At 38.3% G+C, this 8,569-nt stretch carries 8 protein-coding genes; all 8 read right to left on the bottom strand.

Annotated features, from left to right (window positions below):
- Positions 1–202: transposase (locus T529_RS0111105; RefSeq protein ID WP_033163564.1), on the bottom strand; the 202-nt coding region annotated here is incomplete at its 3' end.
- A 140-nt stretch (positions 203–342) separates the two neighbouring features.
- Entirely contained in the window at positions 343–600 is a 258-nt protein-coding gene (locus T529_RS0111100) for an HPr family phosphocarrier protein (RefSeq protein ID WP_033163677.1), read from the bottom strand.
- Between the two features lie 51 nt (positions 601–651).
- A complete protein-coding gene (locus T529_RS0111095) occupies positions 652–2,520 on the bottom strand; it encodes a PTS sucrose transporter subunit IIABC (RefSeq protein ID WP_033163676.1) in 1,869 nt (622 codons plus the stop codon).
- Between the two features lie 63 nt (positions 2,521–2,583).
- Positions 2,584–3,402, bottom strand: a complete 819-nt coding sequence (locus tag T529_RS0111090; protein WP_033163675.1) for a Cof-type HAD-IIB family hydrolase — start codon at positions 3,400–3,402, stop codon at positions 2,584–2,586.
- Entirely contained in the window at positions 3,399–5,735 is a 2,337-nt protein-coding gene (locus tag T529_RS0111085) for an alpha-amylase family glycosyl hydrolase (protein WP_033163674.1), read from the bottom strand. The genes T529_RS0111090 and T529_RS0111085 overlap by 4 nt, the downstream gene beginning before the upstream one ends.
- A 230-nt stretch (positions 5,736–5,965) precedes the next feature.
- Complete coding sequence (locus T529_RS0111080; RefSeq protein ID WP_033163673.1) at positions 5,966–6,700, bottom strand: carboxymuconolactone decarboxylase family protein; 735 nt, start codon at positions 6,698–6,700, stop codon at positions 5,966–5,968.
- Positions 6,701–6,715: 15 nt separating this feature from the next.
- Entirely contained in the window at positions 6,716–7,879 is a 1,164-nt protein-coding gene (locus T529_RS0111075) for an iron-containing alcohol dehydrogenase (protein ID WP_033163672.1), read from the bottom strand.
- A gap of 22 nt (positions 7,880–7,901) precedes the next feature.
- Positions 7,902–8,501, bottom strand: coding sequence for a histidine phosphatase family protein (locus tag T529_RS0111070; RefSeq protein WP_033163671.1), 600 nt, complete (start codon positions 8,499–8,501; stop codon positions 7,902–7,904).
- Positions 8,502–8,569 lie beyond the last annotated feature (68 nt).

Below are 8,569 nucleotides of genomic sequence, written 5' to 3'. Positions count from 1 at the left end.
TGATGAACATCATCTTGAACAGGACTACAGGATCGACTCTATTGGTTCCTCTATTTGAATATAGCGGATCACAGATATCATAGATAAAACTCCAGTCTACATATCTATCAAGTTTTCTTACCAGGTGGTCCTCTGGGACCAGGTCATCAAGCAATGCACAGATCATGTACTGTTGCTTCTGTTCAGTCTTATTCTTAGCCATGCCACATCAGCTCCTTCATGCATATATTATACCATATATGAAGTATCATCTTGATATTTCTATTCTCCATACAAAAAAAGACTGTCCACAATCATTTGATTGTCAACAGTCTGAGAGCATCCCTTAAGGATGCTCTCAGATTAGATATTTTCTTTGAAAGCAGCTTCCATAGAAGAAGCAGCCTGTTCTTCATTTTCACCTTCAACACGAATGATAACAGTGTCACCCTGCTTAAGATTTGTACCAATCAAGGGAAGAAGCTTTTTCACATCAACACCTTCTTCTCCTTTCCAGAGTGTAACTCTACCTGGGTAACTTTGAGCAATCGCTGCAATCTTGCCAGCAGGTCTTGCATGCATGCCCTGTGGATCTTGAATCGTATAAGTAAATTCTTTCATTTCTTGTCCTCTTTTCTTAAAACAGGGTATCTAAGATACCCTGTTTAGTTTTTATGCCGCTTTATCAATTTTTCCTACTGCATCTTTGTTTGTGACAATAAGAACAACTGTATCAGAATAGCCTGCATCTTTGATTGCAGAACGATCGAATGTAAGAAGCTTCTGGCCTTTAGTAACCTTATCGCCCTGTGTAACGAAACCGGCAAAGCCTTCACCTTCCATATTAACTGTATCAACACCAACATGGATAAGAACTTCAACACCATCATCTGATAATAATCCAACTGCATGGTTAGTAGGGAAGACCATCTGTACTGTACCATCAAATGGAGCATAGACATTACCATCTGTTGGTTCAATACCTACTGATGGGCCCATAGTTTCAGCTGCGAACATTGGATCAGGAATCTTTGAAGCAGGAACGATTGTACCATTGACAGGCTGAACAACGTCACCTTTTTCAGTCTTAATAGCGACTGTAGTAGGAGCTGGAAGTTCTTCTGCTGCTGGTTTATCCCAATCATCTGGATCTTCATGCCATAATGTGAATGTAAGTGCAAATGCGATACCACCAGCAACGGCAAGTAAGATACAATACTGAACTGGTTTATTGATTGTTAAGAAACCAGGAATACCAGTAACACCATAAGCAGTAGCACCTAAGCCCATCCATTCACCAACTAATGCACCGGCTGCACCACCAATCATACCGAATACGAATGGTTTCATTAATCGTAAGTTAACACCGAAGATAGCAGGTTCAGTAATACCTAATGCTGCTGAAAGTGAAGAAGGAACGGCAATAGCTCTACGTTTAGAACTCTTTGTCTTAATACCAACGGCTAAGCAGGCACCAAACTGTGCAAAGTTAGCTGCAGATGCGATTGGCATCCAGATATTTAAGTTGCCGAAATCTTTAGAAGCAAGTAAGCCTGCTTCGATAACGTTGTACATGTGGTGTAAGCCCATGACAACAGTTACTGGATAGATAGCACCCATAGCTGCTGCACCAACACCATAGCCAACTGTAATTAACCATTTTGCGCCAGTTAATACATAAGTTTCAAGTGTTGAGAAGATTGGACCAATAGCCATGAATGTAAGTAATGCTGTTAAGATAACTGTAGTAAGTGGAGTAATGAATAAGTCAAGTACTGCAGGAACATGGTCATGTAGCCATTTTTCTAACTTACACATTACCCAGATAGCGATAATAACTGGGATAACGTGACCTTGATAACCAAGAACGTTAATCTGACCTAAATAGTAGTTACCAAAATGAATACCTTTACCTAACATGTACCATACTTTGTAACCATTTGCGGCATTCCAACCATTTGTAAGGTTAGAGTGGATCATCATCAGACCCATAACAGCGCCTAAGAAGATATTACCACCAAATACTCTAGCTGCAGAAACTGCAACGATAACTGGTAAGTAAGCGAATGCAGTATTAGCTGCCATATCAAGGAACTGATACCAAGGAGTAGCTGCGAAGCCAGGAATAGCTTTACCTAAAGCTTCGACGATACCCATCATTAAACCAGATGCAACGATTGCTGGTAAGATAGGTACGAATACATCACCTAAAGTCTTTACCATACGTTTTGGTAATGGCTGTGATGCAGCAGCTGCTGCTTTAACATCATCTTTTGTTGCAGCAGTTAAGCCTGAAACCTTTAAGAATTCATCGTATACATGATTAACAGTACCAGTCCCGATGATAGCCTGTAACTGTCCATTAGAACTAAATACACCCTGTACGCCTTCTACGTTTTCGAGTGCTTTTAAGTCAACCTTGTCAATATCAACTATTGCAAGTCTTAGTCTTGTTGCACAGTGAGCTGCTGTTGCAACATTGTCTTTGCCACCAAGAGTTGCCCAGATCTCAGCAGCACATTTTGCATAATCAAGTGCCATAAATAAATTTTCCCCTTTCGTAACACTTTTTTATTACAACTACTCTTCCAGAATAGTTCTAACCTAAATCAAACCTAAATGTTTGAATGCTTTTGCTAAGCCATCATTCTTTACATCATCAGCGACATAAGTGCTGATAGCTTTAAGCTTGTCTGAACCATTGGCCATAGTTACGGATACGCCAACAGTCTGAATCATTTCTAAGTCATTCATTGAATCACCAAAGCCATAGGTATCTTTCATATCAACACCAAGCTTTTCAGCTACACGTTCAATGCCCTTGCCTTTGTCAAAAGCACGATTGACTAAATCACCATTTAAACAATTGTGTGCAGCCACATCCTGAATCGCAAAATTAAAGTCTTTCTCTAATAATGCTCTTGCTTCAGTTAATTGTGATTCTTCCTGACACATAATAACGACTTTATAAATAGGTCTGCCATCATATTCATGCATTGGCATAATACCAAGATCTTCCGATAAAGCTTTACGCCATCTTTCAATCTCACTATTACCTTCACTTGTACCTTTCAAGAAATCTCCCAGGCTTTCATCACCATATGTAGCATCCTTTGCTTCAATAGTTCTAAAAACGCCATTTCGTTTCAAGACATCAAGTGCTAATTCTGTCTGTTCTTTTGTCATTGGGTGATCATAGATGACTTCATCACCAATAGTCACATATCCCCCACCACTTGCAACAACACCATCAAAACCATATTTAAGTAATGGTGAAAGCATTGCAAGATTACGACCTGTACATAAGAAAACTTTATTACCCTTTGCCTGTGTTGCCTTAATAGCATCCAAGGCACTCTGAGGAGGTACATTACTGCCAGCTTCAGTTAATGTTCCATCAATATCTACAAAGATTAATTTCATTTTGTAGTCGCCTTCTTTGTAGTAGCTTTCTTTGTTGTCTTACGTGTTTTCTTTGCAGCTGGTTTTCTTGTCGTTTTTTTAGCAGGCTGTGCTTTTTTCGCAGCAGGTTTAACAGCAGCCTTCTTTTCAACAGGCTTTGTTTCAGCTTTGACTTCAGCCATCTTTTCAGCAGGCTTTGCTTCAGCTTTCACTTCAGTCTTCTCTTCAACAGGCTTTGCTTCAGCTTTGACTTCAGTCTTCTTTTCAGCAGGCTTTGTTTCAGCTTTCACTTCTGCCTTCTTTTCAGCAGGCTTTGTTTCAGCTTTTACTTCTGCCTTCTTTTCAGCAGGCTTTGCTTCAGCTTTCACTTCTGCCTTCTTTTCAGCAGGCTTTGCTTCAGCTTTCACTTCAGTCTTCTTTTCTTCAGGCATAGCTTTTGTACTTGACTTATCTACTGATTTAGTTTTTTTTTCAATAGGAGTTGGTGCTTCAGTGTTGTACTCTTTTTCACGATAAGAGTGCAATAACCATGCAAAGCTATGTCCAGCTAAGTTCACACCTTTCGCATCTCTCTGTAAACCAGTCATTAAATCAATATAATCTTCATCTTCATTGATCCATGCAACCTGTTCATCTTCTGAGAAGTTGAATAAGGCAATGAGCTTTTCATTATCATAATAACGACCAATACCTAATACATGATCATTATATGTTTCTACTACCCATGCATCAGCATCACTTTCAAATACTGGATGTGCTGCACGAATCTTTTCTAACTTACGCAAAGCATGGAATAGACGTCCCTGACGTGTATTCATATCATTACGCATAGCGACATGATCCCAATTTAAATCTCCACGATGTAAATATCTTGAGTCATCCCACTTTAATGGATCATCATGATAGCTATAGTCATTTAACTGACCAATTTCATCACCACTATAAAGTACAGGAATACCTGATTGTGTGAATAAGAATGCATGCAACATTTCATCTAGTTCAAGAGACATGTTAAGCTTCCAGTCATTCTTTTCATAAACAGCTGCTTCAATACCACATAATGAAGCTGTTGTGCCACAAAGTCTTGCATCACCAAGTGTTGGGTCATCGTTATAGAGTTCACCACGTCCATTGCTTTCCCAAAGTTTGCCTGTGAAGTAGTCATTTAAGAACTTCTTATGCTGTACTTCATTTGTACCAAACTGACCTAAGAAGTCATAATCAAGACCCCAGCCAATATCATCATGACATCTTAAGTAATTTAAGAATGTATACTGTTTTGGTAAGGCAAAGACTGTTCCTAATTGATGTTTTAAAAGACGTACATCTCTTGTAGCAACTGTATGCCATGTTGATGCCATTGTTGTAACGTTGTAAAGCATATGACATTCTGGTTTTTCGACTGAACCGAAGTATGGTACAACCTTGCTTGGTTCCATAACAACTTCACCAAGTAATAATGTACCTGGACATACAACTTCTGCAGCCATACGCATTAATCTTACAAGTGTATGAACTTCAGGTAAGTTACGGCATGGTGTACCAAGCTTCTTCCAGATATATGGAACAGCATCAAGACGAACAATATCAACACCATGGTTACATAAGTTCAACATGTTCGCTGTCATATCGTTAAATACTGTTGGATTATTGTAATTTAAGTCCCACTGATATGGATAGAATGTTGTCATAACGACTTTATGTGCTTCTTCACACCAGCTAAAGTTACCTGGAGCTGTTGTTGGGAATACTTGTGGAACAGTCTTTTCAAATTCGTTTGGAATATTCCAGTTATCGAAGAAGAAATAACGATCCTGGTATTCTTTTTCACCAGCACGAGCACGCTTAGCCCATTCATGGTCTTCTGATGTATGGTTCATAACGAAGTCCAGACATACAGACATACCCTTCTTATGACATTCAGTAGCTAAGTCAGATAAATCTTCCATTGTACCAAGTTCTGGTTGAACTTTTCTAAAGTTACTAACGGCATATCCACCGTCACTTCTGCCAGCTGGTGATTCAAGTAATGGCATTAAATGCAAGTAGTTGACACCACATTCCTGAATGTAATCTAGATGTTCTTTGACCCCTTTTAGATTACCAGCAAACTGCTTAACATACATCAACATACCAAGCATTTCATTACCCTGGTACCAGTTTGGAACAGCAATTCTTGCTTCGTCCCATTCTTTCAACAAATCACTTCTTTCTGCGTAATACTGATGCAGCATTTCACAAAAATAATCGAATGCGTGTGGATCATTATACAGTTCAGTATAAAGCCACTTCATCTCATCATAATGCTCTAATAAACGAGTTTTAAACTCGCTCTCCCAATTCTCGTTAATCATATTGCCTCCTATAAACAAAATGATAAAACATAAATACCATATGTTTCTAATCAATATAATATATGAAAGCGTATTCTTTTTCAACGTAAAAATCTTTCATTTTATAAAAAAACATGAAATATTATTACATAAACACTTTTCCCTATGAAATTTATTGCCGTGTGTACTTACTTACATTATTGTACAAAAAAGGAAACATGCCGTATAATGGGATGTTTCCAATATAATTTCTATTTTACAGCTTCGAGCCACTCAGTAGATGTGTCCTCACCAGGTACTTCAATAGCCAAATGAGAAAACCAGCTATCATCAGCTGCTCCATGCCAATGTTTTACACCAGTAGGAATATTAACACAATCACCTGGCTGCATAAGCACAGGATCCTTGCCCCATTCCTGATAATAGCCTTTTCCACCGACACAAATCAATATCTGTCCACCACCATTCTTGGCATGATGGACATGCCAGTTGTTTTTACAACCTGGTTCAAATGTAACATTGTGAATGCTGACTTGTGAGGAAGAAACAGGTGCTAAATAGCTATTGCCTGAAAAGTACTTGGCATATGGATTAGGATCACCAATAGGGAACATAATAGAAGCCTGATATTGTTCTTTCGTGCTCATATTTTCATCTATATCTTCCTTCCAGACCTCCTTAGCCTGATTGAAAGCAGCCCAGGCTTTAGGCCATCCGGCATAGAATGCCACATGTGTAATCACTGCCGCAATTTCTTTCTTAGTCACGCCGTGTGCTTTCGCATTTTGTAGATGATATGTCAAAGAAGAATCAGTGATACCTGATGACATTAAGGCAACCACTGTAATGATACATCTTGTTTTAAGATCAATATCATCATTATTCCAGTTTTCACCAAACAACACATCATCATTAAAATGAGCAAACTCAGAAGCAAATTCTCCTAAGCTTTGTCTACCAGCAGTCTGTACAATCTTTTCTTTCATTAATATCAACCCTTTCTATAATGATGCTCTAAAAATAGCAACGATATCTTTTTCTGTAAGTGGTGCCCAAGCTTCTTCTAAGCCTTCATTGACAGCTACATGATGAGCCATTTCATCAATACGGCTTTCATCAATTCCTACATCCTTCAAATGCATTGGAATATTGATTGATTCAAAGAATTTATATGTTGCATCAATAGCTTTATTCGCAATATCAAATGCATCTAGAGAAGCATCAATACCAAATACATTCACTCCATATTTCACAAAACGATTAACAGTCTTTTCATTTAAGATATGTTTCATCCATCTTGGCGTAATAATCGCAAGTCCTTCACCATGAGTAATATCATAGTAGGCAGAAAGGGCATGTTCCATACCATGGCATGGCCATCCTGATTCACTATTACCTAGAGAATAGATTCCATTACAGCCATATGTACAATCAAGCATCATTTCAGCTCTTGCCTTGTAATCTTCTGGATTGTCTAGACATTTCTGAGCATTAATCATTAAACTCTTAAGAGCTCCTTCCATAAATGCATCATTGAGTAATGTTGAATCTTCACAGAAGTATTGCTCCATAATATGGTTCATCGCATCTGCACAGCCTGCAGCTGTCTGTTTCTTAGATACTGTAAATGTATATGTTGGATCCAAGAAGGAAACAGCTGGATAAAGCAATGGATCAACATAGCCAATCTTGTCATTTGTTTCAGTTCTAGAAATGACGCCACCACAGTCATATTCACTACCAGTTGCGGCAAGGGTAATAATATCCACAATAGGAAGTGCTGCCTGTGCTTTAGCTTTGTAAGAAATAAGATCCCATGGATCACCATCATACTTGGCCCCAGCTGCAATTGCTTTTGAACAGTCCAGGACGCTACCACCACCAACTGATAGAATGACATCAACATCATTTTCCTTACATAGCTTTACGCCTTCTAGGACACTTGGATCATATTTTGGATTAGGCTGTATACCTGCTAATTCAACAATCTCAAAATCACTTAAAAGCTCTTTGACCTTGTCATAAAGACCTAGCTTCTTAATACTGCCACCACCATATGTCAAAAGAACCTTTTGGCCATACTGCTTCATCACTTTAGGAAGCTTCTCAACAACTCCTTCGCCAAAAATTAATCTTGTAGGTGTACAATAATCAAAATTCTGCATAATAAATCTCCTTTCATTTATTTTAAATCTTTTCTATTTCACTAAAGTCAGATTGAATGATATCAACACATGAGAATATGCCATCTTCATAGACAAGCTTAAAGATTGTGCAATTACCAACCCTTGAATAATCTATTACCGCATTATAATCATCAAAAGCTCTCACAAAGAAAAAACAAGCTCCACCATGGGAGAGTGCTAAAACATCATGATGATCTTCTTTTTCCATGATCTCCGTTAAAGTCTTTATCATTCGATCTTGTACCTGTTGCTGGCTTTCACCACCATACTGCACAAAGAAGTCACCATAACCATGAGGAACTGGAGGATTTAGGAATTCATCCATTGCTTCAAAACGGCCAAAGTTCCATTCTTTTAAGCCTTTGACTCTTGTATAGGGATATTTGTGGTGAGTGACAATTTCAAGCGTATCACATGCACGTTCACTTGTACTTGCATAGCAGTGATCAAAGGTAATCTTGTTATCATCAAAATAGCGTGCAGCAATTTCAGCCTGCTTAATACCTTGTTCTGTCAGTGGGGAATCACACCACCCTTGTATCTTATGTTCAACATTGAAAAGCGTCTGACCATGACGCATTAAATATAATGTTTTCTTCATTTATTCTAACTCCACCTTTATTGATTTCAAAATGACTTCTACATTAACACTATAGAACCTAAAGTCAG

It is taken from the genome of Sharpea azabuensis DSM 18934, from assembly GCF_000702165.1.
Taxonomy (GTDB): Bacteria; Bacillota_I; Bacilli_A; order Erysipelotrichales; family Coprobacillaceae; genus Sharpea; species Sharpea azabuensis.
Note: the sequence above shows the minus strand (reverse complement) of the source record. Positions and strands in the feature narration are given on the sequence as shown.

Excerpts from the sequence above, each read along its gene's own strand:
- T529_RS0111100 (WP_033163677.1), bottom strand. The coding sequence starts at position 600 with ATGAAAGAATTTACTTATACGATTCAAGATCCACAGGGCATGCATGCA.
- T529_RS0111085 (WP_033163674.1), bottom strand. The coding sequence starts at position 5,735 with ATGATTAACGAGAATTGGGAGAGCGAGTTTAAAACTCGTTTATTAGAG.
- T529_RS0111075 (WP_033163672.1), bottom strand. The coding sequence starts at position 7,879 with ATGCAGAATTTTGATTATTGTACACCTACAAGATTAATTTTTGGCGAA.
- T529_RS0111080 (WP_033163673.1), bottom strand. The coding sequence starts at position 6,700 with ATGAAAGAAAAGATTGTACAGACTGCTGGTAGACAAAGCTTAGGAGAA.
- T529_RS0111095 (WP_033163676.1), bottom strand. The coding sequence starts at position 2,520 with ATGGCACTTGATTATGCAAAATGTGCTGCTGAGATCTGGGCAACTCTT.
- T529_RS0111070 (WP_033163671.1), bottom strand. The coding sequence starts at position 8,501 with ATGAAGAAAACATTATATTTAATGCGTCATGGTCAGACGCTTTTCAAT.
- T529_RS0111090 (WP_033163675.1), bottom strand. The coding sequence starts at position 3,402 with ATGAAATTAATCTTTGTAGATATTGATGGAACATTAACTGAAGCTGGC.